The sequence below is a fragment of the Streptomyces sp. NPDC002520 genome (assembly GCF_053595235.1).
Map to the genome: position 1 here is coordinate 24980 of NZ_JBSFXG010000018.1, position 23032 is coordinate 48011.

Annotated in this window: 23 protein-coding genes and 2 pseudogenes; 13 read left to right on the plus strand and 12 right to left on the minus strand. The window is 69.4% G+C overall.

Annotation, left to right across the window (positions count from 1 at the left end; translation table 11 throughout):
- Positions 1-247 precede the first annotated feature (247 nt).
- The 4 genes and pseudogenes from ACWD5D_RS24305 to ACWD5D_RS24320 all read left to right on the plus strand — a co-directional run bounded on the left by ACWD5D_RS24305 (position 248) and on the right by ACWD5D_RS24320 (position 5616).
- A complete protein-coding gene (locus ACWD5D_RS24305) occupies positions 248-3871 on the plus strand; it encodes an NACHT domain-containing protein (protein ID WP_451374846.1) in 3624 nt (1207 codons plus the stop codon).
- 18 nt (positions 3872-3889) lie between these two features.
- Positions 3890-4301 (plus strand): annotated as a pseudogene (locus tag ACWD5D_RS24310) (helix-turn-helix domain-containing protein); the annotation flags it as partial.
- On the plus strand, positions 4279-4692 hold the full coding sequence (locus ACWD5D_RS24315) for a tyrosine-type recombinase/integrase (RefSeq protein ID WP_451374847.1): 414 nt from the start codon (positions 4279-4281) through the stop codon (positions 4690-4692). The pseudogene ACWD5D_RS24310 and the gene ACWD5D_RS24315, both read left to right, overlap by 23 nt.
- A 648-nt stretch (positions 4693-5340) precedes the next feature.
- Complete coding sequence (locus ACWD5D_RS24320) at positions 5341-5616, plus strand: hypothetical protein (RefSeq protein WP_376356053.1); 276 nt, start codon at positions 5341-5343, stop codon at positions 5614-5616.
- Positions 5617-6065: 449 nt separating this feature from the next.
- Here ACWD5D_RS24320 and ACWD5D_RS24325 read toward each other — a convergent pair whose 3' ends face one another.
- Positions 6066-6200, minus strand: a complete 135-nt coding sequence (locus tag ACWD5D_RS24325) for a hypothetical protein (protein ID WP_451374848.1) — start codon at positions 6198-6200, stop codon at positions 6066-6068.
- Between the two features lie 111 nt (positions 6201-6311).
- On the opposite strand from ACWD5D_RS24325, the gene ACWD5D_RS24330 reads away from it, so the two are divergent.
- Positions 6312-6932 (plus strand): class I SAM-dependent methyltransferase, encoded by a 621-nt coding sequence (locus tag ACWD5D_RS24330; protein ID WP_451374849.1) that lies wholly within the window; start codon positions 6312-6314, stop codon positions 6930-6932.
- Positions 6933-6948: 16 nt separating this feature from the next.
- Here ACWD5D_RS24330 and ACWD5D_RS24335 read toward each other — a convergent pair whose 3' ends face one another.
- Together ACWD5D_RS24335 and ACWD5D_RS24340 are read right to left on the minus strand one after the other, a co-directional pair.
- Complete coding sequence (locus tag ACWD5D_RS24335; protein ID WP_451374850.1) at positions 6949-7449, minus strand: DUF402 domain-containing protein; 501 nt, start codon at positions 7447-7449, stop codon at positions 6949-6951.
- A complete protein-coding gene (locus tag ACWD5D_RS24340) occupies positions 7430-8359 on the minus strand; it encodes an N-acetyltransferase family protein (protein ID WP_451374851.1) in 930 nt (309 codons plus the stop codon). The genes ACWD5D_RS24335 and ACWD5D_RS24340 overlap by 20 nt, the downstream gene beginning before the upstream one ends.
- A gap of 70 nt (positions 8360-8429) precedes the next feature.
- On the opposite strand from ACWD5D_RS24340, the gene ACWD5D_RS24345 reads away from it, so the two are divergent.
- On the plus strand, positions 8430-8798 hold the full coding sequence (locus ACWD5D_RS24345; RefSeq protein ID WP_451374852.1) for a GntR family transcriptional regulator: 369 nt from the start codon (positions 8430-8432) through the stop codon (positions 8796-8798).
- Here the strand turns inward: ACWD5D_RS24345 and ACWD5D_RS24350 are convergent, their stop codons facing one another.
- Together ACWD5D_RS24350 and ACWD5D_RS24355 are read right to left on the minus strand one after the other, a co-directional pair.
- On the minus strand, positions 8799-9569 hold the full coding sequence (locus ACWD5D_RS24350; protein ID WP_451374853.1) for a DUF72 domain-containing protein: 771 nt from the start codon (positions 9567-9569) through the stop codon (positions 8799-8801).
- Between the two features lie 29 nt (positions 9570-9598).
- Positions 9599-10693 (minus strand): DUF5925 domain-containing protein, encoded by a 1095-nt coding sequence (locus ACWD5D_RS24355; protein ID WP_451374854.1) that lies wholly within the window; start codon positions 10691-10693, stop codon positions 9599-9601.
- A 356-nt stretch (positions 10694-11049) separates the two neighbouring features.
- Here ACWD5D_RS24355 and ACWD5D_RS24360 point away from each other — a divergent pair, with 356 nt between their 5' ends.
- Positions 11050-11856, plus strand: coding sequence for an SGNH/GDSL hydrolase family protein (locus tag ACWD5D_RS24360; RefSeq protein WP_451374855.1), 807 nt, complete (start codon positions 11050-11052; stop codon positions 11854-11856).
- A gap of 42 nt (positions 11857-11898) precedes the next feature.
- Here the strand turns inward: ACWD5D_RS24360 and ACWD5D_RS24365 are convergent.
- A pseudogene (locus ACWD5D_RS24365) lies at positions 11899-12303 on the minus strand (serine/threonine protein kinase); the annotation flags it as partial.
- Here ACWD5D_RS24365 and ACWD5D_RS24370 point away from each other — a divergent pair.
- From ACWD5D_RS24370 to ACWD5D_RS24380, 3 genes are all read left to right on the plus strand, one after another.
- Positions 12284-12868 carry a sigma-70 family RNA polymerase sigma factor gene (locus tag ACWD5D_RS24370; RefSeq protein ID WP_451374973.1) on the plus strand — a complete coding sequence of 195 codons (585 nt, stop codon included), beginning with the start codon at positions 12284-12286 and terminating at the stop codon, positions 12866-12868. The pseudogene ACWD5D_RS24365 and the gene ACWD5D_RS24370 overlap by 20 nt on opposite strands.
- Positions 12865-13683 (plus strand): anti-sigma factor, encoded by an 819-nt coding sequence (locus tag ACWD5D_RS24375; protein ID WP_451374856.1) that lies wholly within the window; start codon positions 12865-12867, stop codon positions 13681-13683. Before ACWD5D_RS24370 ends, ACWD5D_RS24375 begins: the two co-directional genes overlap by 4 nt.
- 126 nt (positions 13684-13809) lie before the next feature.
- Positions 13810-14079: a hypothetical protein gene (locus ACWD5D_RS24380; RefSeq protein ID WP_393876047.1), complete on the plus strand. Its 270-nt coding sequence runs from the start codon at positions 13810-13812 to the stop codon at positions 14077-14079.
- Between the two features lie 77 nt (positions 14080-14156).
- On the opposite strand, the gene ACWD5D_RS24385 is transcribed toward ACWD5D_RS24380, so the two are convergent.
- From ACWD5D_RS24385 to ACWD5D_RS24395, 3 genes are read right to left on the minus strand one after another with little or no spacing between them, the layout of a single operon-like run.
- The gene (locus ACWD5D_RS24385) at positions 14157-15353 is read right to left on the minus strand and encodes a CaiB/BaiF CoA transferase family protein (protein ID WP_451374857.1); all 1197 of its coding nucleotides are present in this window, start codon (positions 15351-15353) and stop codon (positions 14157-14159) included.
- Between the two features lie 44 nt (positions 15354-15397).
- A complete protein-coding gene (locus ACWD5D_RS24390) occupies positions 15398-16180 on the minus strand; it encodes an ABC transporter permease (protein WP_451374858.1) in 783 nt (260 codons plus the stop codon).
- Positions 16177-17133, minus strand: a complete 957-nt coding sequence (locus tag ACWD5D_RS24395; protein WP_451374859.1) for an ATP-binding cassette domain-containing protein — start codon at positions 17131-17133, stop codon at positions 16177-16179. The genes ACWD5D_RS24390 and ACWD5D_RS24395 overlap by 4 nt, the downstream gene beginning before the upstream one ends.
- 63 nt (positions 17134-17196) lie before the next feature.
- Here ACWD5D_RS24395 and ACWD5D_RS24400 point away from each other — a divergent pair, with 63 nt between their 5' ends.
- The gene (locus ACWD5D_RS24400; RefSeq protein ID WP_451374860.1) at positions 17197-17907 is read left to right on the plus strand and encodes a TetR/AcrR family transcriptional regulator; all 711 of its coding nucleotides are present in this window, start codon (positions 17197-17199) and stop codon (positions 17905-17907) included.
- Between the two features lie 223 nt (positions 17908-18130).
- Here ACWD5D_RS24400 and ACWD5D_RS24405 read toward each other — a convergent pair whose 3' ends face one another.
- Genes ACWD5D_RS24405 through hmgA form a run of 3 tightly spaced genes read right to left on the minus strand, consistent with a single transcriptional unit; the run spans position 18131 to position 21516 of the window.
- Positions 18131-19303: a type ISP restriction/modification enzyme gene (locus ACWD5D_RS24405; protein WP_451374861.1), complete on the minus strand. Its 1173-nt coding sequence runs from the start codon at positions 19301-19303 to the stop codon at positions 18131-18133.
- Positions 19304-19328: 25 nt separating this feature from the next.
- A complete protein-coding gene (locus ACWD5D_RS24410; RefSeq protein WP_451374862.1) occupies positions 19329-20078 on the minus strand; it encodes a GntR family transcriptional regulator in 750 nt (249 codons plus the stop codon).
- 55 nt (positions 20079-20133) lie between these two features.
- A complete protein-coding gene (gene hmgA, locus ACWD5D_RS24415; protein ID WP_451374863.1) occupies positions 20134-21516 on the minus strand; it encodes a homogentisate 1,2-dioxygenase in 1383 nt (460 codons plus the stop codon).
- Between the two features lie 151 nt (positions 21517-21667).
- Between hmgA and ACWD5D_RS24420 the strand changes: the two genes are divergently transcribed.
- Together ACWD5D_RS24420 and ACWD5D_RS24425 are read left to right on the plus strand one after the other, a co-directional pair.
- On the plus strand, positions 21668-22234 hold the full coding sequence (locus ACWD5D_RS24420; protein WP_451374864.1) for a hypothetical protein: 567 nt from the start codon (positions 21668-21670) through the stop codon (positions 22232-22234).
- A gap of 64 nt (positions 22235-22298) precedes the next feature.
- The gene (locus tag ACWD5D_RS24425; RefSeq protein ID WP_451374974.1) at positions 22299-22916 is read left to right on the plus strand and encodes a TetR family transcriptional regulator; all 618 of its coding nucleotides are present in this window, start codon (positions 22299-22301) and stop codon (positions 22914-22916) included.
- Positions 22917-23032: the final 116 nt, after the last annotated feature.

A 23032-nucleotide genomic window follows, 5' to 3' on the forward strand; every position in this document is an offset into this window, starting at 1 on the left:
CCCGTCCAAGGCCCGCTGCGGTACACCGAGCCGGAGGCCAGCTACGGGCAGGACGAGGCGAAGGATGTGCCCGGTGCCCAGTGGGAGCCTCCCTTGCGCCTCGGTTGGTCCGGCCAAGATTGTCTTTTCTAGGTACAAACTGACGCCGCATCGGTATCCTCAGCCGTGCCCGTGTCCAGACATCTGACGGCTGAGGTTCATGATGCCCCCTGAGATTGTCACCGCTGCTGCAGGTCTCCTCAGTAAGATGGCTGCGGAGCCAGTAAAGGCAGCGGCCATGCATCGAGCGTCTGTTGTCAATGCGCTTAAGCGACTTCGCCTGGACCCAAGCCGACCGCCAAAGGACTTCGAGAGCCTCTACGCGTACGCTCTAGTTGAGGAACTCTATGGCCGTCCGCGCCCCGTCCTGTTGCTTTTTCAGGACCAGTACGTGCAACGAGCTTTTCAGAGATCTTTTGAAAGTGGAGACTGGTCGCAAATCAGCAGCGAGGTCAATCTCGCAATTGAGCGCAACCGTGAGAGTCATGAGTTTGGACATCTCGGTGTAGACGTGGATGAGACGCTTGCTTGCTTCGTTGCTAAGTTCCAAGACTTGGTGAGCCGCAGTCGTGACGCCCACGATGTCCGACTCGAACAAAAGGTAGATGCGTTGCTCGAGCAGGTAACGAGAACGCGGAACGCGGAGGAAGCTCATCGTCTTGTTGAAGAGCCAGGTCGTGCAGACGCTCGCCCTGATATGCGTCTTCGAGACGATGTACGGGGCTGGTTTACCGCAGTTGGCTATCAAGTAGAACATACGTGGGCAGCCAGCGAGAACACTTCGGCACTCTTGGTAAACGTACCGACTCGGCGACCTGGTCGCTTTGATCGAGTGATCGTTCTCTGCGTTGATGGCGAGTTGGGCCTGTACCACCTTGACGTATTGGAGAACTTGATTCAGGAGCAAGGAGCAGCTGAGGGGTGGGGGGTGGCTCAGCTACGAATCAGCGAAGCGGCGCGACGGAAGGCCGCGGATTCTCAGGATAAGTATTCCTGCTTCTCTTTCGACGAGCTAATCGATATGGAGGTTGACTTCGAACCGTATATTGACTGGCTGCAGCATGAAGTCAGTACCCGAAAGATCGACACTCGGTACATTCCGCTGTCTTGTAAGAAGGAAGAAGTCGACCCGGTTAGCGGGAAACCGCTTGATGTCAGCAACTATCACTGGAGTGAGGGCGGCCTCGACCGATACGTCGAAACATGGCTCACGGATCCCGCTAAGAAGCACCTGTCTTTGCTGGGCGAGTTCGGCATGGGGAAGTCGTGGTTCTCGCTGCACTTCGCTAGCGAGCTTGCGGAGGCGTGGAAGGACGCCAAGAAGCGGGGCGTTCCTCGCCCGCGGGTGCCATTGGTCATTCCGTTGCGCGACTATGCCAAACAAACGTCCGTGTCTGCCCTGCTGTCAGAGTTCTTCTTCAACAAGCACAAAATCGGTATGCGGAGTTACGACGTCTTCAGCGTGTTGAACCGCATGGGTCGTCTCTTGCTGATTTTTGATGGCTTTGACGAGATGGCTTCGCGTATTGACCGTAACACGATGGTGGCGAACTTTTGGGAACTGGCGAAGGCGGTCGAGCCGGGGGCCAAAGTTCTCTTGAGTAGCAGGACTGAGCATTTCCCAGAAGCCAAGCATGCTCGCGACCTCTTCGAGGCTCGTATTTCTACCTCCGCGTCAGCGATTCCGACGGATGGCCCCACATTTGAGATCGTTGAGCTGGTCCCCTTTGATGACGATCAGATCGAAAAGATGCTGGGCAATTTGCTCAGTTCAGACCAGGTCCAATCGGTAATGAGGAATGAGGACGTGCGGGATCTTATGCAGCGTCCCGTGATGTCTGAGTTGGTTATGGATGCCTTGCCGGCGATCGAGGGCGGAGCTCCCGTAAACCTGACTCGCATCTACCTTTATGCCGTTCAGCGGAAGATGGATAAGGACGTATCTTCGCAGAGGACCTTCACATCGCGTGCCGACAAGATACTGTTTCTCAGTGAAGTGTCTTGGGAGATGTTGCGCACTAATCAACTCACGCTCAACTACCGAGACTTCCCGGATAAGCTACGGGCATGCTTTGGATCCGTAGTAGAGAGCAGTAAAGACCTGGATTATTGGGAACAGGACATGCGCAATCAGGGCATGTTTGTGCGAAATGCGGAGGGGGATTACGGACCGTCTCATAAATCTCTTCTCGAGTTCCTAACGGCCTACAAATATGCTGCTGAACTTGGTCTACTCGCCGGCGACTTCTTGGCCTTGATGCCGAAATCTGGCCAAGCTGGCGAGGAAAGTTATTCCTGGTGGGAGTACTTTGATAGTCGGGGCAAGGATGGAGCGCTGCCCCCCTTTGCATCGATCCGCGCGGAGTCACCCGAGAAGCTCGTCGGGACGTTCGGGATGGATGAATTCAACCCAGTGGTTTACGACTTTCTCGCTACCATGGCTCGAGAGCATTCGGACTTTGAGAAAGTACTGATCGATCACATCCAGTCAACAAAAGAACTCGACGTCCCGGGTGCACTCGGAGGAAACTGTGCCAACCTGATTGGGTATGCACAAGGATCTCTGGAAGGCGCAAAACTTGATGGGGTCGACCTGACCGGTTTTCGTCGAGTCGAGAACCCACGTCGGCGCACACGATTTAGCCGACAGCGAGTCGCTCCGGGTCAGCCGAAAATGTCCCTCCGAGGGGCAAGTCTGCGTCACAGTGTGTTGAGTTCTGTAAACCTGGCTGGACTAGATATGAGGGACGCTGACTTCAGGGGTGCCAATCTGAAAAATAGCGCTTTCCTGGTTAGCTCTCGTCGTGTCTCTACTGGTGTCATCCACCCTCAGGGGATGATTGGTGCGATCGTGGGCGATCATTTTGGCTCGCCTGGGTCTCGATCCATTCTGCAGTGGCGGAATGGTGACCTTCGGGAGGATCCGGTAGAGATTCCGCTGCGAAACCCCACGGAGCGCGAAGCTCTGTTTTCGGGAGCCAGGTACTTCTTGGGCACGACGACCGATTGGTGGGGCTACAGCGACGGCGTGGCCACCTACATCGTTTCGAATGGCGGCCAGCTGCTCGACCGCCTTGAAGGATGCGGTTCGCGGGTCATTAGATGGGGGGATCGTGACGCCCTCATAGTTAGTTCTAACTCCGGGAGTTGGGGGTGGCGAGTACTGGACCTCCGGACGCATGCCCTGGTGGCGGATGTAGAAGACGTTGATGTCGAGGGTGCAACGCATTTCACTTACTTTGAGCACGATGAAGGGCTGCGCATCTGGGCAAGGAGCAATGAGGAGACCAAGATTTTCCACTTCGGCCCAGATTCGCCTCGCTGGCAAGAAATCGGCGAGTTCCCTGCTGGCGGCGACCACAGGTTGGGCAGGGAAATTACTCACGACCACCTCTTGATTAATGAGGGTAGGGCGTATTTCGCAACCAGCGGAGGCGAAGTTATTTCTTTCGCTGAACGCGACATAGAGCCAGCCTCCATGCAACTGTCCGAGTGTGAAGGCTATGAGTTCACTCGTGAAGCTGATCACATCTTGATGCATTCTGGGAAAGTTTTGTCATTCTGGGAAACGAAGCCAGGGGCGTGGGAGAAGGTTTGGGCCGCGAAATTTGGTGCCGATATCGGCCGGGTTTCGCTATCGACAGATGAATCTCGTGTTCTGGTGGCATGCCAGAGTGGTGAATTCTTCCTCTACTCACTCCCTCAAGGTGCACCACTTTCTTACATGTCGCTTAACCCGCACCTGGTGGGAGCCTTGTTCTCTGGCAGCTCCGAGCTGAGTGAGGAAGAGATCAGCTCGATACGTCGAGCTGGAGCAACAGTCGAAGAATAGAACCCCGTCGTGTGATGGTTGTCCCGTAACCGGTGGGACGGTTGGTGCGTTGGCTGGGCATGGGGTGGGGTTATCTCAGCGGATGATCCGAAGCGTGTCGAGCCGTTCTCCGGGCTGACCGAGGTGCAGTTCGCCAGGCTGGTGCCGTTGGTGCGGCGTCGCGGTGGTGACGTTCAGCGTGGCCGCCACAGGCGGCTGCCGGTGGAGGACCGACGGTTGCTGGTCACGACGTACTAGTGCACGAACCTGACATTGCGGCAGGTGGCGCCGTTGTTCGGGGTCTCGAAGTCTGCGGCCGACCGCATCCTCGATCACCTGGCGCCCTTGCTGGCCATCTCGCCGGCCCGCCGACCGCGCAAGGACACTGTCTACATCGTCGACGGCACTGGTGCCCACCCGTGATAGCAGTGTGGCTGCCTCCAGCAAGAACTCAGGAAGCGACCCGGACATTCCGTCCGGGTCGCTTCCTGTTCGCTCGCTCATGTTCATACGACCGCGCTACGGCCGTGAGGCCGACTACCCGCCCCGTGACCCTAAATGTGCGCCGCAACTTCCGCAGTCTTCTCAGCGAAGCCGGTTTCGAGAACCCGAAGGAGTGGACTCCGCGTGAGCTGCGGACGAGCTTTGTGTCCGTGCTGTCGGATCACGGGATCCCGATCGAAGTCATCTCGCGCCTCGTAGGACATAACGGCAGCGGAACGACCGAGAGGGTCTATCGGAAGCAACTGCGCCCGGTCATCTCCGAGGGCGCGGAAGCCATGGATGACATCTTCGGGGACGATGACGACCCGGTCGAGGATGATCCTCCAGACGGCCCCTGATTTTGCGGCCGTGGCTCCCCGTTTGGCTCCCCTTGCCTAGACGAGGGCCCAAAGGCCTGCCTCTGAACTGCAGGAATGCTGTTCTGAGGGGCCTTTGGGCTCTTACGGCGGCGTTAAGGCCGGACTGACCGAGGGCTCAGGAAGAGGGGAGGAACCCCGTAGCCCACCTGCGCCCGAGCGGCGCGAGTGTCCGCGTCGGTTCGGGTTCGTTCGCCGGCGGACGAAGGCCGGCCGCCTCCCCGGCCGAGCCGTGCCCGGCGGTGTGCGGGGGACAGAGCGGGCGGGACGCTGGGCCGTCCGATCCACCTGATCGGCCGGCCGGACCGGCTACCGCGCTTCGCGCAATCGCGGTTACTCAGCGCGGCCGTCCCTCGGGTGCCCAGGACGGGCGGGGGAGAGGATGCGACGCTGGAGTGAGGGGCCCGCGAGTGGAGGTCCGAGTGCGTCTCATCCGGTCCGGGGCCCTCTCCTTCGGCCTGGCGACCACGTCCCGGTGCGGCCCGATGGACGCGACGCGGAATCGTGCGGTCAGTCCGTGAGTCCGTCGGCCGGGGCACCACTCACCGAGCGCGGCCAGGCGGCCTTACCGCGTGGATCCGGCCCGCGGGACCAGGACCACGCGACCAACCCGGAAGGCAGGTGCGTCCCATGCGCACGTCGACCCGTATCGCCGGTGCCCTCACCGGCCTGACCCTCACCCTCGGCGGTGCGGTCCTCGCCGCTCCCGCGGCCCGGGCGGACATCCCCGCCTGCACACGGATGGCCGAACTCGCCGGTGCCACCGCTTCCGACTCCGTCACAGCGGCCTGCGGCCGTGGCGTGGTCGGAGACCTGCAGAGTTGTGTGACCGGGCTGACCGGGGCCGGAGTGGCGGGCGGCGCCGCGACCGGTGCCTGCCGGGCGGCGGCCCACGAACCGCGTTAGAGCACCGCGCGCGGCAGCCGCCCACCGGCACCGCTCGGAGGCAGGTACGGCCCGTCTCCTCCTCAACCCCCGGCCTGCCCGGACACGACGCGGCCCCGGTGGGCAGTCTCGACGCCAAGGACATCGACGTCGCCCCGCTCCTGCCGACGCGAACGCGGCGTACCGATGCGGCCGGTCGAGGTCGGTGACGTCATGTCTCTCCGGGGCCGGCCAGTCACCGCCCGGACGCGATGCCCAAGCCCGGCAACACACCACCCTGCCCACCGCCTACCAACTGGCCACGCTGCGGCACGGAAACCCGAAGCTCCGGACCGAACGACGGATCTCGCGGGTCTTCGACTGGCTGCAGGCGCCGTTCTCCGGGGGCTATTTCCTCGGCGACTACCAAGGCCTGGTGGCGGACGGCAAGGGAGTACGGGCGGTGAATCCCGGCCCGGTCGGCCGTGGGGTCAGCCGTCGGGCCACCAGGTGCGGGCGATGTCCTTGCGCACCTCGGGGCGTCCGGACGGGCGCTCGTCCGCCTCGTCGCGGATCCGGCGGCTCTCGGTCCTCTTCAGGGGCTTCTGCACGGTCGTTCGGCGCATGGCTGCCTCCTTCAGCGCCTACCGGAATCCGTGGTGTCACGGAGGTAGACCCTTTGCGCGAGCGTTCCTCATCGGGGCCGCTCTGTCAGTGGCGGGTGTCACTCTGGGGGGATGACCTACGAGAGTGAGCACACGGTCGCGGTGGGTGCCGGCGTGGACTGGGATGCGGAGGCCGAGGGCTTCGACGACGAGCCGGACCACGGTCTGCGCGCCCCCGAGGTGCGTGCCGCCTGGGCGCGGAGGCTGCGCTCCTGGCTGCCCGGACACCCCGCCGACGTCCTCGACCTCGGCTGCGGCACCGGCAGCCTGTCGCTCCTCGCCGCCGAACAGGGACACCGGGTGACGGGTGTCGACCGCTCCCCGGCCATGGTCGAGCGGGCCCGCGCCAAGCTCGCCGGGCGGGACGCCGTGATGCTGTACGGCGACGCCGCCGCACCGCCCGTGGAGGAGGGGCGCTACGACGTCGTCCTCGTGCGGCACGTGCTGTGGACGCTGCCCGATCCGGCGCGCGTGCTGCGGCACTGGCGGACCCTGTTGCGCCCCGAGGGCCGGTTCCTGCTGGTCGAGGGCGTCTGGGGGACCCTCGCCCCGGTCGGCATACCCGCCGACCGGCTCACCGCCCTGCTCCGGCCGCTGGCCCGGGACATCCGCGTGGAGCGGCTGTCCGACGACCCGCTGTTGTGGGGGAGGGACGTGGACGACGAGCGGTACGCGGTGCTGGCGACGGTGTGAGACGGCTCCGCGGCGCTCAGGACAGGAGGCGCGCGAAGCCTCCCTCGCGGGCCAGCTTCTCCAGTTCGTCCAGGGCGGCCACGGCGGCGGACGCGGCCTCGGGGTCCGTCTCCGCCAGGCCGCTCGCGGCGAACTCGTCCTCGTCCAGGCGGCGTACGTCCGTCCCGTCGGCGGAGCGCCACAGGTCCAGGTCGAGGTCCTCGACCAGCAGCTCGCTGCCCGAGACGACCGCGGGGCGGGTGACGTCGCAGTACCAGCCCTTGACCGTGCCGTTGCTGTCGCGGACCTCCTTCACCGCGTACCAGCAGTCCCGCCAGTAGTGCTCGGTGAAGACGTCGCCCGGCTCGAAGCGCACGAAGCCGAAGTCGCGGACGCCCTCGCCCGCCCACGCGGCCCGGACGGAGACGCGCGTGCCGTCGTCGCCGAGCAGCTCCGCCGGATAACGGATCTTCGTACGGCCCGCTTTGACGAGGACGACGTCCACCAGGGCGCCGGACTCAGCCGAGTTCGCGGACATAGCGCACCTCCGTCGCGCAGATCTCGTACCCGAGCCACTTGTTGATCGCGATCATGGGGTCGTTCCCGGCGTCGTTGCCCGTGAACGCCTCCGTGATGCCGGCGGCGCGGGCCCGGTACAGGGAGTGGATCTTGGCGAGCTTGGCCAGGCCTTGGCCCCGGTGGGCGCGGGCAGTGCCTGTCATCGCGGTGGAGTAGCGGGTGGCGCCGTCGGTGTAGGCCACGCTGAAGGCGACCGCGCGGCCGTCGACGACCGCGACCATGGTCAGCTCGCGGTCCAGCAGAGGATGCCGCCAGGACTGCTCGAGCCAGGCGTCGTAGTCCGTGAACTCGACGGTGATCTCACCGGGTTCGTCCGACACCGTCTCCGCGTCCAGCTCGAACAGCGGTCGCGGGTCGTCCGCGAAGTCGGCGGCCGGGCGCAGCTCGACGCCCTGCGGGACCTCCGGGAGCGGCGGGAGGGTGCCGTTCGCCAGATCGAGGCGGAGGAAGTGGGCGGGGCGGCCGCGGGTGTAGCCGTGCCGTTCGGCGAAGGCGCGGTTGCCGGGTTCGTCGAGCACCCAGGAGTACAGCCTGGTCGCGCCGACGGCGGCGAGGTGCTCCTCGGCGGCCCGCACGAGGAGCCGGCCGGCACCGCGGTGGGTCCGGTCCGGGCGTACGTAGATGTTCAGATACCCCTGGCCCGGCTCCGTGCTGTCGTGCGCGAGTGCGACACCGGCCGCGCCGATCACCTCGTCGTCCTCGACCGCGAGCAGCTGGCGGAAGTGGGCGTCGGGGTGGCTGTGCACGGCGAGGTGGCGCACCGCCTCGGGCGTGAACAGGATGAACGGCAGGGCGAGTTGGCGGACGCGGGTAAAGCCCTCGGCGTCGGCGGGTGAGTCGAGACGCAGGTCGCGGACGATCACTGTCATGGGCAGGCACCGTACGGGGAGAAGCGCCGGGGTGCCTCTCATTTTCCTGCCGGTACGGGACAATCGGCCTGTGAGCCTGAAGATCCACATCGATGACAGTGCGCCGCCGTACGAGCAGGTGCGGGCGCAGATCTCCGAGCAGGCGAGGTCGGGGGCGCTGCCGGTCGGGTACCGGCTGCCCACGGTGCGGGGCCTCGCAGAGTCGCTGGGGCTCGCGGTGAACACGGTGGCCAAGGCGTACCGGGCGCTGGAGACGGACGGGGTGATCGAGACGCGGGGGCGGAACGGGACGTTCGTGGCCGCTGCCGGCTCGGCCGCGGTACGGGAAGCGGCGTCGGCTGCTCAGGCGTATGCCGAGCGGGTGCGGAGGCTGGGGCTGGCCGAGGACGAGGCACTGTCCGCCGTGCGGGATGCCCTGCGGGCGGCTTACGAGAAGTAGCTATCGGTGTGCCGTCGGCTCCGGTGTCCGGGTCACCGCCAGGCCCGCCCGGTGCGCCGCCCTGCCGAACGTCACCGCGTCCGCCACGGCCGCGCCGCCCGGGTCGTTGTTGAAGTACGCGTAGGCGTCCTGCGTGTCGGACCAGGTCGTGGCGATGCGGTCGACCCAGGTTTCCAGGGAGCGGTGGCCGTAGCGCGGCCAGGGGTGGGCCCGGCCCTCGTGGAAGCGGACGTAGCCCCAGCCGGTGGTGCGCCACAGCGGGGTCACGGGGTGGGCCTGCACGTCCGCCCAGCACAGGGCGGCGCCGCGGGATTCGAGGACCTGGCGGACCTCGGGTGTCCACCAGGAGTCGTGGCGTGGTTCGACGGCGATCCGCGTGCCCGCGGGGAAGCAGGCCAGGCAGGCGTCGAGGAGGGGCGGGTCCGCGCGCAGGGTCGGCGGGAGCTGGAGGAGGACGGGTCCGAGGCGGTCGCCGAGGCCCGCCGCGTGGGTCATCAGGCGGTGGACCGGTTCCTCCGGGTCCTTCAGGCGCTTGATGTGGGTGAGGTAGCGGCTGGCCTTGACCGCGATCACGAAGTCCGGCGGTACGCGCTCCCGCCAGGCCGCGAAGTTCTCCCTCGTCGGCAGCCGGTAGAACGCGTTGTTGAGCTCCACCGTCGCGAACAGCCGCGTGTACTCCTCCAGCCACAGCCGTGCCGGAACCCCCGCCGGGTACACCACGTCCCGCCAGTCCTTGTACTGCCACCCCGACGTGCCGACGAACAGGGTCATACGTCCATCAAAGCACCGGACGGTGACCTCTACAGGTACAGCCCCGCGTCCGCCCCGTCCCGCGCCCCCGGCACCGAGGTCGGTGTCGTGCCCCGGCGCAGGGCGTACAGCTCGGCCAGGGTGGCGCCGTCCCGGCCGAGGCCCTCCTCGGAGCCGAGCCAGCTCACGGCCTCGCGGCGGGTCAGCGGGCCCACCTCGATACGGGCCAGACAACGGCCGGGGCGGACCACGGCGGGGTGCAGGCGTTCCAGGTCCTCATTGGTGGTGACACCCACCAGGACGTTCCTGCCCTGTCCGAGCAGGCCGTCCGTCAGGTTCAGCAGGCGCGACAGCGCCTGGCCCGCCGTGTGCTTGGCCTCGCCCCTGATCAGCTCGTCGCAGTCCTCCAGCAGGAGAAGCCGCCAGCGGCCCTTGCCCGTGCCGTCCTCCTCGCCGATCGCGATGTCCATCAGGTAGCCGACGTCGGAGAAGAGGCGCTCGGGGTCCAGCACGCAGTCCACCTGGCACCAGTCGCGCCAGGAGCGGGCCAGGGTGCGCAGCGCGGACGTCTTGCCGGTGCCGGGCGGGCCGTGCAGCAGGAGCAGACGGCCGGCGATGTCCTCCGGGGTCGTCTTCATGAGGCGGTCCATCGCGTCCGCCACCGGAGCCGTGTAGTTGGGCCGCACCTCGTCCCAGGTGCCGGCCGAGATCTGGCGGGTGGTGCGGTGCGGGCCTCGCCGCGGGGAGACGTACCAGAAACCCATGGTCACGTTCTCGGGCTGCGGCTCCGGCTCGTCGGCCGCGCCGTCCGTGGCCCGGTCGAGGACCTGCTTGGCCAGCTCGGCGCTGGTGGCGGTCACGGTGACGTCCGCGCCCCGGTTCCAGCGGGAGACCAGCAGGGTCCAGCCGTCGCCCTCGGCGAGCGTCGCGCTGCGGTCGTCGTCGCGGGCGACCCGCAGCACGCGGGCGCCGTCCGGCAGCAGGGTCGCGCCGGAGCGCACCCGGTCGATGTTGGCGGCGTGGGAGTACGGCTGCTCGCCCGTCGCGAAGCGGCCGAGGAACAGCGCGTCGACGACATCGGAGGGCGAGTCGGAGTCGTCGACGTTGAGCCGGATCGGCAGAGTCTCGTGCGGGTTCGCAGACATGTCGCCATGATCTGCCACGGATGTGCTCCGCGCACGGTATTTCCGCTGCCCGTCGAGGGTGTTGTCGCTCGCCTCCCCGCGCGTTCCCGAGACCTCTGCCCCGGCCCGGGCTCCACCGTTCCCGTCGCGTTGTTCGTCCGCTGGTGTGCCGGATGCCGGGCTTCGATATGGCGTAACCGTGGAGGGGCCGTCAAGAAGGGGTGTTGACGGCCTGTCAACGACGCTGCCGTGTACGTCTCATGGATGAGGGGTGCAGGCCATAGTTGATCACAAAAATTTTTTGGCATGGACACTTCCCGTCAACGCGCGTAGTTGCTACCAAAGTTGTGGCAGAGATCCTGCTATAGGGAGGCTCCATGAGACGTTCCCGATTTGCGGCATACGTGACCTCGCTCCTCCTCGCCACCGGTATCTCCCTCACCGGGGCCGCCGCGGCACAGGCGTCCTCGACAGCCGTGACCGGCGGCTACGTGGCCCTCGGTGACTCCTACTCCTCCGGAGTCGGATCGGGCAGCTACATCAGTTCCAGCGGCAGTTGTGACCGCAGCACCAAGGCGTATCCGTACCTGTGGAACGCGGCGCACGGCCCGTCCTCGTTCGCCTTCAACGCCTGCTCGGGCGCCACGACGGACGATGTGCGCGCCAATCAGCTCGGCTCGCTCAGCTCCTCGACCGGACTGGTGTCCATCACCATCGGCGGCAACGACGCCGGATTCGCCGACGTCATGACGACCTGTGTCATCCAGTCCGACAGCTCCTGCCTGTCCCGGATCAACACGGCCAGGGCGTACGTCGACTCGACGCTCCCCGGCAAACTCGACGCCGTCTACAACGCGATCAGCGCCAAAGCCCCGTCCGCCCGGGTGGTCGTGATCGGCTACCCCCGCTTCTACCTGCTCGGACAGACCTGCCTCGGCCTCTCCGAGACCAAGCGGTCCGCCATCAACGGCGCCGCCGACTACATGGACGCCGCCATACAGAGGCGTGCCCAGGCACACGGATTCGTCTTCGGCGACGTCCGTACCACGTTCACCGGGCACGAGATCTGTTCCGGCAACTCCTGGCTCCACAGCGTCAACTGGCTCGACATCGGCGAGTCGTACCACCCGACCGCGTCCGGACAGTCCGGCGGATACCTGCCGGTGCTCACCAACGCGGCCTGACCGGGCGGACGGCCCGCCAGGGTGAGCCTCTCAGGGTGAAGTTCAGGGCGAACCCGAAGGAGAAGCGGAGGCCCCGTCCGTCGGGGTCTCCGTCGCCGTCGCCGTCGTGCACGTCACCGAGAACGACACCGGGTTCGACGTGACCCGCACCGGAGTGCGCACCTCCACGCTGATCTCGTTCTCCGGCCACCCGCCGTCGGGGTAGCCGGTCACCGACACCGTCACCTGACCGGTCCGTCCACCGCCCGCCGGGAACGACAGCGTCCGCCATCCCGGATCCGACACCGACCCGTGCGCGAGGACCCACCGGTACTCCACCCGCGCCGGCACCCGGCCGACCGTGAACGTCGCCGTGAACGCGGGCGCCTGCGCGGCCGGCGGCGGGCACGTGCCGTCGTACTCGGTGTGCGAGCCCACCAGGGTAGCCCTGGCCGGCTGCGGCCACGGAAGTCAGGCGAAGGGGGCCCGGGTGGAGGCGGACGAGCTGCTGGTGCTCGTGGCGGCCGGTGACCAGAAGGCGTTCGAGGACCTGTACGCACTGGTGTCCGGACCGGTCTACGGGCTGGTGCGGCGGATCGTGCGCGATCCCGCCCAGTCCGAGGAGGTGGCCCAGGAGGCACTGCTGGAACTGTGGCGCTCCGCCGCCCGGTTCGACCCGCGCCGGGGCAGCGCCCTGTCGTGGATCCTCACCCTCGCCCACCGCCGGGCCGTGGACCGGGTGCGCAGCGCCCGTGCGGCCGGCGAACGCGAGCAGCGCGAGGCCCTGCGCGCCGAAGAACCCGCCTTCGACCAGGTCGCCGAGGAGGTCGAGGCCGGTCTCGAACGCGAGTGGCTGCGCCGCTGTCTGGAGCGGCTCACCGCACTGCAGCGCCAGTCCGTCACCCTCGCCTACTACGACGGCTACACGTACCGTGAGGTGGCCGAGCGGCTGAGACTGCCGCTGGGCACGGTCAAGACGCGGATGCGTGACGGGCTCGCCCGGCTGCGCGAGTGCCTGGGAGGTGCCGCATGAGCATCCTCGGCCGCCTGCTGCGCCGCGGGGACCCGCACTCGCTCGCCGCGCCCTACGCGCTCGACGCCCTCGACCCCGGCGAACGGCGCCGCTTCGAGAAGCACCTCGGGGACTGCGAGCGCTGCGCCGCGGAGGTCCGGGAGCTGTCCGAGGACGCGGTCCGGCTCGCCTGGTCCACCGCGGCCCCCGCCCCGGCCGCCCTGCGCGAGTGGGTCCTGGCCGCCGTCCGCGCCACACCGCAGGAGCAGGCGCCCGCGCCCGGCCGGGAGCGCACCCGCCGGCTGCCCCCGCACGTCTGGGGCACGCAGCCCCCGCCGGCCCGCACCCGTACGCCCCGGGCGCGCCCCCTGCTCGCCCCGCTGGCCACGGTGACCGCCGCCGCGGCCCTCGTCGTCGCCGGACTCTTCGCCGTCCAGGCCGACCGGACACAGGACCGGCTCGACGCCGAACAGGCCCGGACACGTGAGATCGCCCACGTTCTGACCGCGCCCGACGCCCGGTCCGCCGCCGGCCGGGACGCACAGGGGCGCGGTATCGGAGTGATCGCCTCCGTATCGGAGCGGCGGGCCGTCGTCACCCTCAGCGGGTACGGCACCCCGCCCGGCGGCCGTGTGCACCAGTTCTGGCTCATGCGCCCCCCTGAGCAACCGCGCTCCCTCGGGCTCCTCGCGGGCGACACGCCCTTGGTCGTCAGGGGGCTCGAGGAGTCCGCGACGTCACTCACCGTGACCGTCGAGCCTGATGGCGGCTCAGCGCAGCCCACCAGCCAGCCGGTTGTCCAACTCGCCTTGAAATCGGTCGGATTCGGAGAGTAGTCACATGGGGGTGATCAACGCCCTTACGGGGAAGGTGAATCCTGCGGGCGAGATACACGGGTGCCCCACTGGGGCGATAGGGTTACCCTGCCCGGGCCGGGTGGACTCGTACGGGTGGGGAGTGACATGGAGCAGATAACAGTGCGCAGCAGGGCGAGGGTCCCTGCGATCACCTGCGGGAGCAGCGCGACCAGTTCGCGCCTCGACCGCCATCTGTCGGTGCTGGCGGGTCCCGCCATACCGCAGCGGGAGACGGTCGAGGCGACCTCGCTGATGCGTGAGCTGACCGCGCGGGACACCACGCGCCAGCGCAGCGACCGAGGCACTCGGGTCCGCCGGGTGTCCCTCTTCGCTCCCCTGCGCCGGCTGCGCCGTTCGCTGTTCGGCGGGCACTGAGCCCACCGCGTTCGGGCACCGGCCCGAACCCCGAGAGAACCGGCGCCCCTCACACCGCATCCTTTCGGGGCCCGCGCTCAGGCCGCCGCACCGTCCCGGCGCATCGCTGCGATCTGGTCGTCCGTCATCCCCACGGCACGCAGCAGCGCCTCGGTGTGCTGTCCGAGCGCGGGCACATCACCCATCCGTGCCTCGTCCCCGCCCGGCAGCGTGATGGGAGGCAGCAGAGCCTTCAGCGGCCCGACCGGCGACCCCACCTCACGCCACCGCTCCCGGGCGGCCAGCTGCGGATGCTCCGCCAGCTCGTGCAGATCCCTGAGCCGGGCGCAGGCGATGCCCGCCTTCTCCAGCCGGGCCAGCGCCTCGTCGGTGTCCAGCGCGCCCAGCGCCCGCGCGACCAGCTCGTCGGTCGCCGCCCGGTTCGCCACCCGCGCCGCGTTCGTCGCGTACACCGGATCCGTGCCCAGTTCCGGGCGGCCCATGACCTGCTCGGCCAGCCGCCGCCACTCCCGGTCGTTCTGCACCGACAACAGCACGCGCCCGCCGTCACCCGTCGGATACGCGTCGTAGGGCGCGATGACCGCGTGCGCGAGGCCGGTGCGCGCCGGCGGCTCGCCTCCGTGCATCGCGTGGTGCAGCGGATGCCCCAGCCACTCCGCGAGCGCCTCCAGCATCGACACCTCCACCGGCCCGCCCCTGCCGGTCGTGCCGCGCCGCACCAGCGCGGCCAGCACGCCCGAGAACGCGTACATGGCCGCCGCGATGTCCGCCGCCGGGACACCCGCCTTCACCGGCTGCTCGGGCGTCCCGGTCACCGACACAAGACCGGACTCGCACTGCACGAGCATGTCGTACGCCCGCTTGTCCGCGTACGGCCCGCCGGCGCCGTATCCCGAGATGTCCACGGCGATCAGCCGCGGATGTTCCGCGCACAGCGTGGCCGCGTCGAGCCCGAGCCGGGCGGCGGCCCCGTGGGCGAGGTTCTGCACGAACACGTCCGCGTCCGCGACCAGCCGCCGTACGACGTCCAGGCCGCGTGGGTCCTTGAGGTCCACGGCGAGGGACTCCTTGCCGCGGTTGCACCACACGAAGTGCGAGGCGAGACCACGGGCGGCGGTGTCGTAGCCACGCGCGAAGTCGCCGCCGTCGACCCGCTCCACCTTGATGACCCGGGCACCCAGGTCGGCGAGCTGCCGGGTCGCGAACGGCGCGGACACGGCCTGTTCGACGGCGACGACGGTGATGCCCTCCAGGGGCAGCGGGAGATGGTCCATGCGGTGGATGATCTCCTCTGACCGGCGGTTCTGTCAGCAGCGGGTCATCGCTCGCCGCGCGCGTACCGGCGTACCGCGAGGGGCAGGAACACGGCGGTCAGAGCGAGGCTCCAGAGGAGCGAGCCCGCGACCGGGTGCGCCACCGGCCAGGCGGAGTCCGGCGGGACGGGAGCGTTGCCGAACAGGTCCCGCAGGGCCGTGGTGACCGCGCTGATGGGGTTCCACTCGGCGAGCGTGCGCAGCCAGCCGGGGAGGTTGCCGGTGGGGATGTAGGCGTCGGACAGCAGGGGCAGCACGAAGGAGGCGGCGCCGAGCTGGCCGGCGGCCTCCTCGCTGCGGGTGAGCAGGCCCAGGAAGATCCCGGCGCAGGTGCAGGCGAACCGGAAGAGCAGCAGCAGCCCCACCGCACCGGCGGCGGCCGGTGCGGACCCCTCGATCCGCCAGCCCACCGCCAGCCCCACCAGCAGCAGCGGCACGGTGCCGACGCTCGTCACCAGCAGGTCCGCCAGCGCCTGCCCGAGCGGTACGGCCGCCCGGCTCACCGGCATGGTGCGGAAGCGGTCCGTCACGCCCCGGTGGGTGTCCTGGGCGGACTGGAACATGCCGGTCATCAGGCCGCCGGCCGCGGTGGCGACCAGCAGGCCGGGCACCAGGAAGGAGCGGTACTCACGGCCGGGCATCGCCAGGGCGCTGCCGAACACATAGCCGAAGAACAGCAGCATGTTGATCGGCATCACCTGGGTCAGGATCGTGAGTCCCGGACTGTTGCGGACCCGGCGCAGCTGCCGGCCCGTCATCGCCAGGCCGTCGTGGGCCAACGCGCTCATGCCACCAGCTCCTTGGTGTCGGCGGGCTCCCCGGTGAGCCGCAGGAAGACGTCGTCGAGTGTCGGCGGCCGCAGGCTCACGTCGAGCAACGGCACTCCCGCCGCGTCGAGTTCGCGCACCAGGCGGGGCAGGGTGAGGGTCCGGTCGGTGGTGACCGCGCCGACGGTCCCGCGGTCGTGGTCGAACACCGGTTCCGAACCGGTGAGTCGGTCCAGTACGCCGGCCGCCTTCGTCATCCCGTCGGGGTCCGCGACGACGACCTCGGCGTACGAGCCGATGAGCGCCTTGAGTTCGGCGGGCGACCCGGTGTGCGCGACCCGGCCCCGGTCCACCAGGGCGATGTCGTCGGCGAGTTGGTCGGCCTCCTCCAGGTACTGCGTGGTCAGCAGGACGGTCGTGCCGTGCGTCCTCAGCTCGCGCACCGCCTCCCGGATGCTGTTGCGGCTGGCCGGGTCGAGTCCGGTGGTCGGCTCGTCGAGGAAGAGCACGTCGGGGCGTCGGATCAGACTCGCGGCCAGGTCGAGCCGCCGGCGCATGCCGCCCGAGTAGCCGGCCGCCCTCCGGTCGGCGGCCTCGGTCAGCCCGAAGCGCTCCAGCAGCTCGTCGGCCCGCTCGGCCGGCCCGCGCACCCGGTGCAGCCGCGTGAACAGCCGCAGGTTCTGCCGGCCGGTGAGGTCGCCGTCGACCGAGGCGTACTGCCCGGTGACCGCGATCCGGCGGCGTACGGCCGCCGCCTCCCGCACCAGGTCGTGCCCCGCGATCCGCGCCGAACCGGCGTCGGGTCGCAACAGCGTGGTCAGCAGCCGTACGGCGGTCGTCTTGCCCGCCCCGTTCGGGCCGAGCAGCCCGCACACCGTGCCCTCGGCCACGGCCAGATCGAGCCCGCGCAGGGCGTGGACGGCGCCGAAGCGCTTTTCCAGTCCCTCACTAAGTACAGCGTACGTAGTAGTCATGTCGCGACCATAGCGCACTACGTACGCTGTACGTAACTAGGATGGTGGCCGAGGTGATGAGTGATGGCAGCTCGCGGGTCCGTCCCCGAGGTGATCTGGGCGCGCCCGGAGCGCACCGGCCGGGGCCCGAAGCCGGCGTACACGCGCGACGACATCGCGGCCGCGGCCGTACGGATCGCCGACGCCGAGGGGCTCGACGCGGTGTCGATGCGCCGCGTCGCGGCCGAGCTGGGCTGCGGCACGATGTCGTTGTACAACTACGTCCCCCGCAAGGAGGACCTGTACGAGCTGATGGTGGACGCCGTCAGCGGCGAGCACGAGCCGTGGGAGCCGAGCGGGAACTGGCGGGCCGACCTGCTCCGGGTGGCGCACGACACGCGTGCGCTGATGCACCGGCATCCATGGATGCCGCGCCTGATGTCCCCGGTCTACGGCTTCAGCCCGCACGCCCTGCGGTATCTGGAGCACTGTCTGGCCTGCCTGGATCCCCTGGAGGCGTCGTACGGCACCAAGCTCGAGCTGATCGCGATGCTGAACGGCGTGGTGACGACCTACGTCCGCAATGAACTCGACACCGCGGAGCGGGCCCGTGCCCTGCCCTGGTCCGAGGAGGAGGAGCACGCGGTGCGCATCACCTACCTCGGCGCGCGGCTCGGCTCCGGTGAGTATCCGAGGATGGCGGCGGCGCTCGCGGAGGACGCGGGGCCGATCGACCTGGAGGCCGTGCTCCAACGGGCGCTGGAGAGAGTGCTCGACGGCTTCGAGCCGCGCTAGCCCCGCCGCTGCGGGCTGCGGTGCTGTGCGGCGTGCGGCCTCGTCGTGCCCGGCCGCGCGGTTCCCCGCGCCCCCGGGCCGGCTGCCCTGACGGCGCTTCGACCGGAGCGGGGGAGCGATGCGATGGGCGGCGAGCGGGGCGAGCGCCAACTCGGGCGGCCGTGCCGGGTCAAGGACGCCGAGGACGTCGCGCGGTTGGCGGCCGCCCTGCGGAGCTGAGCCGCTAGAGCAGGGCGAACTGGCCTTCCGGGCCCTCCTCCTGGTGGTCCAGGACCGAGGCGGGGCGGCGGGCGGAGTCGGGGGGAGGGAGGACGCCCGCCGCGCGGAGGTCCGCCGTCGTGATCGGGGACGTGACCTTCAAGTCGGCGCGCGGCAGGCGGAGTTCGGCCAGCAGGGTCAGCACCGTGATCAGCTCCAGCAGTTCCGACGTCCAGGGCTGTGGCCAGGTCGTGGGGCGGATCGCGGCGAGGGTGCCGGGGGCGGCCGGGGTCGTACGGGTCTCGAACCAGGCCTCCAGGACGCGGACACCGGCCACCTCGTAGTCCCAGGCCTGCGGCGGGACGGGGGAGATGCGGCCCTCGTCCAGGTGGAGGGTCTCCTCGTCACGGTCGTAGTGGAGGGTGGGCGCGGGTGTCCCCGTGCTCCAGCGTGTGGGCAGGGGTGCGCGGACGTAGGGGCGGCGGCCGCCCGGCAGCTTGGGGCGCTCGCCGTCGCGGCGCATCAGCCACAGCGTGCGGCGGCCCAACTCCACGCCCCGCTCCCAGACGTCGGTGTCCCCGGTGAGCGGGACGGTGAGGTCCGGGCGGACCGCCGCCAGGATCCAGGCCAGCACGTCCGACGCCGCCGGGCGGGAGCCGAGGCGGTCCGTCAGGTGGTCCAGCAGGCCCGGGGCCAGGTTGGGTTCCGTGCCCCCGGGGCGGCGGTAGAGGGGGCGGATGCGGCCGGTGCGCACAGTGGGCAGCAGCGAGGTCGCCAGCAGGGGAGTGTCCGCGTCCGCCGTCTCCGCCGTGAACACCTGGTGCGCGTCCGCCACCCGCCACAGTTCCGGGCGTGCGGAGTCGATCAGCCGGTGGTCCGGGATCAGCCACTGCTCGTCGAAGGGCGCCGTCAGCACCCGCACCGGCTCCGCGCCCGGACCCCCGGCGCGCGCCAGCCGCTCGGTGCCGGTCGGCTGGCCGGGCAGCTGGCCCACCGCCGAGAACAGCGTGCGGGACCGGGACGGCTCGAACAGGGCCTCCCGGCCCGGCCCCTCGGCCTTCAGCAGAGCCTCCCAGCGGGCCTTCAGGGAAGCCGGATCGGGTGCCGTCGGCCAGGCGCGGCCGGGCCGCAGCGGTGCGACGGACCACGGCATGAGGTCCGCCAGCGGCGGAGCGTCGTCGTGCGTCACGCAGGGCATCGTACGGCCTGACCCTGCCCCGGGATCAGGTCGCGTCCAGGGTCACGGTGAAGGAGAAGCGGTCGCCCCGGTAGTGGATGACCGCCACGTCCAGCACCCGCCCGGCGGTGTCGAAGGTGATGCCCGTGTAGTGCAGGATCGGGCTGAGCAGCGGCACCTGGAGGAGACGTGCGGTCTCCGGGTCGGCGAGGCGGGCCTCCACGGTGTCCGTGATGCGGCTGATGTCCGCGCCCACCGCGTCCCGCAGCACCTTGGTCATCGGCCAGCGCACCAGGTCCGCCGGGTCGATGCGCGCGGCCAGTTCGGGACGGACGTGGTTGACGGCGTGGTTGGTCGGCTCGCCGGTCTTCTCGTCGCCGCGCAGCCGGTGGTAGGCCGCCACCTCCGTGAGGCCCGGGAAGTACTCGGCGAGTCCGGCCGGTACCGGCACCGTGCCGTGGTCCAGCAGCTCGGTCGTCATGCCGGACTGCTGGGCCACGATCGCGTCCACCGAACCCAGCAGCCGCACCGGGGCCCCGCGCCGGACACCGGGTTCGATGAACGTGCCGCGCCGCCGGTGCCGGCTGATCAGCCCCTCGTCCTCCAGCTCCTTCAGCGCCTGCCGCATGGTGAGCACGCTGACCCCGTAGTGCTCCGCCAGCCGCTCCTCGGTGGGCAGGCGCAACGGATCCTGCGGCGAGCGGCCGAGGATCGAGGCGCGCAGCGACTGCGACACCTGATACCAGAGCGGCAGCTTGCGGTTCAGGACGATCGAATCCGGAGCGAAAGAGGTCACGAGCTATCCGTACCTGGCAACGAACGTTCGGCGCAACGGAGCGGTCAGGGTGCGGTCAGGGTGCGCGGAAGTGACGTTCCAGGCCCTGCCACACGTCGTCGTAGCGCTGCTGGAGATGGTCCGCGCCGGCCGCCTGCGGGGTGAGCGTCACCGGCCACCGGGTCTCGAACATGAACGCCAGACCGTCGTCGATCTTCTGCGGCCGCAGCTCGGCGGCGCTCGCCCGGTCGAAGGTCTCCCGGTCCGGGCCGTGCGCCGACATCATGTTGTGCAGCGAGCCGCCGCCCGGCACGAAGCCCTCCGCCTTGGCGTCGTAGGCCCCCTCGACCAGGCCCATGTACTCGCTCATCACGTTCCGGTGGAAGTACGGCGGGCGGAACGTGTCCTCACCCACCAGCCAGCGCGGGGCGAACACCACGAAGTCGACACCGGCCAGGCCCGGGGTGTCCGACGGGGACGTGAGGACCGTGAAGATGGACGGATCCGGGTGGTCGTACGAGATGGTGCCGAGCACATTGAACCGGCGCAGGTCATAGACGTACGGCACATGGTTGCCGTGCCAGGCGACCACGTCGAGCGGCGAGTGGTCGTACGTCGCCGTCCACAGGTTGCCGCAGAACTTGTTCACCACCTCCACCGGGCCCGCAGCGGTGTCGTCGTCCTCGTACGCGGCGACCGGTGCCCGGAAGTCCCGGGCGTTCGCGAGCCCGTTGGCGCCGATGGGCCCGAGGTCGGGAAGCTGGAAGGGCGCACCGTAGTTCTCGCACACATAGCCGCGAGCGGTCGGGCCCTGCCCGCCGTCGGATGCGGTGTCCAGCAGCTCCACACGGAAGCGCACCCCGCGCGGGATCAGGGCCACATGTGCCGGCTCCACAAGGAGGCGGCCGAACTCGGTGTGCAGCAGCAGCCCGCCGCGCTCCGGCACGATCAGCAGCTCGCCGTCGGCGTCGGAGAAGACGCGCTCCATCGAGGAGTTGGCGTGGTACAGGTGCACGGCCATGCCGGTGCGCTGGGTCGCGTCGCCGTTGCCGCCCAGGGTCCACAGGCCGGCCAGGAAGTCCGTGCCCGCCGGCGGCTCGGGCAGCGGGTTCCAGCGCAGCCGGTTCGGGTCGGGTACCGCCTCGGTGAAGGGGGCGGTGCGCAGGGCGCCGTTGCCGGTGCGGGTGAAGGCCGGGTGAGCGGCCGACGGGTGGATCCGGTAGAGCCAGGAGCGCCGGTTGTGCGCGCGCGGCTCGGTGAACGCCGTGCCGCTCAGCTGCTCCGCGTAGAGGCCCAGCGGTGCGCGCTGCGGCGAGTTGCGGCCCTCGGGCAGGGCGCCCGGCACCGCCTCCGAGGCGTGTTCGTTGCCGAACCCGGAGAGGTACGACAGTGCCTCGGCGGTCTTCCGTGCTCCCTCACGCTCGAACCCGCTCGCGCGGGAGGTGCCCCCATCGCTCATGATCGCTCCCTTGCGCTCCTTATTCCTATGTATCACCGTAGGAATGAGCCGGGGTGGACGCAAGAGGGCGGCGGGTCCTCCGTCCGGGGGACGGTGAGAACCAGACTTCAGGGGGATTCGGGTGGCCGGGCGTTGTTCTACTGTCGCGGACATGCCTTTGACGTCGTTGTCACGCGGCACTCTCACCGCGCTCGCGGTCTGCGCCCTGCTGCCCTTCGGCGTGGCGGGATGCGGTTCCGGAGGAGACCGAGGGGGCGGGGACACCGTCTCCTCCTCGCCGGTCGGCAAGGTCCTCGACGACACGGACGAGGCCGGCAGGCACCTGCGCGAGGTCGACAAGGAGCGCGCGCCGGAGGTCCGCGTCGAGGTGACCCCCGACGCGGCCGGCGGCTGGGACGTCCTGCTGACCCTGCACCGCTTCCGCCTCTCCCCGGCGGGCGCGCGCCCGAAGGCGGTCGCCGGACAGGGCCTCGCCCGCCTCTTCGTGGACGGCAGACCGGTGACCCGGCTGCGCACCCCGGGGTACCACCTGCCCGAACACCTCGTCCCCCACGGCACCCACCATGTGACCGCCCGTCTCTACGCCGACGACGGCACGGTCTGGGCCGTGCGCGGCAAACCGGTCGAGAGCACCGCCGACATCACCGCCTCCGCCGCCCAGGGATCGCCCTCCACGTCCCCGTCGACGGGCACCGCGACCCTCACCGTGGCCCCGTGAGCGCGGGGGCCCACTTCCTCCGTACCAGGGGGCGAGGTTCACCTGATCCCGGCGGAGAGGCATGATGAAGCGCGTGCCCCACGCGACAACGCTCCGCCGCGCGCCGGTCCAGAAGCGCAGCGCCGAACGGCTGACCAGGATTCTCGACGCCTGCGCCGACCTGCTCGACGAGGTCGGCTACGACGCCCTGAGCACCCGGGCCGTCGCCCTGCGCGCGGGTGTGCCCATCGGCTCGGTCTACCGCTTCTTCGGCAACAAGCGGCAGATGGCCGACGCCCTCGCCCAGCGCAACCTGGAGCGCTACACCGAGCGTGTCTCCGAGCGGCTGAAGGGGGCGCGGACGGGGGACTGGCGGGCCGCCATGGACGCGGTGCTCGACGAGTACCTGAGCATGAAGCGGACCGCGCCCGGCTTCTCCCTCGTGGACTTCGGCAACCAGATCCCGATCGGCGCGCGGCACGCCGACCCCAACACGCGGGTCGCCGACCGGCTGACGAACCTGATCTCCGGATACTTCGGCCGCGCCGTCGACGAGGAGGTGCGCCGCGCCTTCCTGGTCGCCGTCGAGAGCGCGGACACGTTGGTCCAACTGGCCTTCCGGATGGACCCGCAGGGCGACCCGGCGATCATCGAGGAGACACGGCAACTGCTGCGGGCGTATCTGGGGCGCCTGCTCGACTGAGCGGCTCACCTCCGCCGTTCGTTCCGGCGGCTCACCTCTGCCCTTCATCCCAGCCGCTCACCTCACCGTTCCCGCGGCTCACCTCCACCGGCTCACTTCTGCCGGCTCCCGCCGGG